The following is a 1,704-nucleotide window of genomic DNA, read 5'->3' on the forward strand; positions in this document are numbered from 1 at the left end:
GGGCTGCCCTGCTCGCCCAGGCAGCCCAGGCAGTGCCGGTCGCTGGAGGGCAGCGCGCCGAGTGCCGCCATCGTCAGCACGCATGGCAGGTCGGCCACCTGCGCGAACTCGGCCAGCGCCGCGCTCGCCGCAGCGCCGGAGCGGATCACGCCACCACCCGCATACAACAGCGGCCGGCGCGCCGCACGGATCTGTGCCACCGCGCGGACCAGCCGGCGGTCCGGCGGCATCAGCGGCCCCTGCCCCGTGAGCACCGCGCCGACCACCGACGCGCCGGTGCGCCGCACCGTCACTTCGGTGCGCTGCACGTCGAGCGGCATGTCGAGCAGCACCGGCCCGCAGCGCCCGGCGCGGGCGACCTGCACCGCGCGGTCGACGATGGCGGCCGCATCGTGCGCCAGCGCCAGGTCGATGCGCCGGCTCCACTTCGTCACGGCGCGGGTGATGCCCAGCGCATCGCATTCGCGGAAGGCATCGGTGCCGATCAGCGCCGATTCGACCTGCCCGGCGATGCACAGCAGCGGCACCGAATCGGCCATCGCACTCATCAGCCCGGCCACGGCCGCGGCGACACCGGAGCCGCCCGACACCAGCACGGCGGCCATCTGCCCGGTCGCCTTGGCATAGCCCTCGGCCGCGTGCACCGCGGCCCGCTCCTGCGACAGCCGCACGACGCGCACCCCGGCGCTCGCGCCGAGCGCCTCGCACAGCGGCGCKATCAAGGCGCCTCCGCTGCACAGGAAGAACATCGTCACGCCGTTGTCGATCAGCGCCTGGATGACCGCCTGCGAGCCGCTCTGCCAGCGCGCGGGGAGGCCGAGCCGGTGGGGCGTGGTGCGCTGGGGCGTGGTGCGCTCGCCGTCGGGGGGAATGTCCACGGGCTCGGGAAACAGGGAGGCGGGAGGCTGGAAGTGCTGCATGCGGAGTTCTGCGCGCTGACAGACCAAGGGGACCAAGGGGGAGCGAGACACAACCACCGGGGCGACAGCTTGCGTCTCAATTGCGAGGAAATCGTGCAGGCCGATGGGCCAGGTTCCCCGCTGCCTGCGGATGGGTGAATCCGGCGGCGCGTGATGAATGGGTGCGAATGCTAGTGAGCTTTCGCGCAGAGGGGCATATCCAATGTCGATAGCGCCATCTGCCAAATCGATGGCCGCAGGCACAGTGGGTCAAGCGCGTGCAAGAAAGTGCAGCTGCCATGACAACAGCCCCGGTGCCAGCATGCTGGCAACCGGGGCTGCGGGGGTCGCGGTGGCGCGGTACGAGAAGCCGGGACTCAGCCCATGTGCAGGCCGCCGTTGACCGAGAAGTCGGCACCGGTCGCGAAGCCGGATTCATCCGACGCGACCCACGACACGATGGACGCGATGTCGTCCGGCGTGCCCAGGCGCTTGACCGGGATGCCGGCGACGATCTTGTCGAGCACGTCCTGGCGGATCGACTTGACCATGTCGGTGGCGATGTAGCCCGGCGACACGGTGTTGACCGTCACGCCCTTGTTGGCGACTTCCTGGGCCAGCGCCATCGTGAAGCCGTGCATGCCGGCCTTCGCGGCGGAGTAGTTGGTCTGGCCGAACTGGCCCTTCTCGCCGTTGACCGAGCTGATGTTGATGATGCGGCCCCAGCCCTTCTCGAGCATGTCGTCGATCACCTGCTTGGTGACATTGAACAGGCTGGTCAGGTTGGTCTCGATCACCGCATCCC

The 1,704-nt window shown here is 70.0% G+C and carries 2 protein-coding genes; both read right to left on the reverse strand.

Going from position 1 to position 1,704, the window contains the following annotated elements:
* Nucleotides 1-878 (reverse strand): thiamine pyrophosphate-binding protein (locus AC1D15_RS30725; protein ID WP_477829008.1); only part of this gene is annotated, 878 nt, incomplete at its 3' end.
* A 398-nt stretch (nucleotides 879-1,276) separates the two neighbouring features.
* Nucleotides 1,277-1,704 (reverse strand): SDR family oxidoreductase (locus AC1D15_RS30730; protein WP_477829009.1); only part of this gene is annotated, 428 nt, incomplete at its 5' end.

Source organism: Rhizobacter sp. P2_H2 (genome assembly GCF_056403375.1).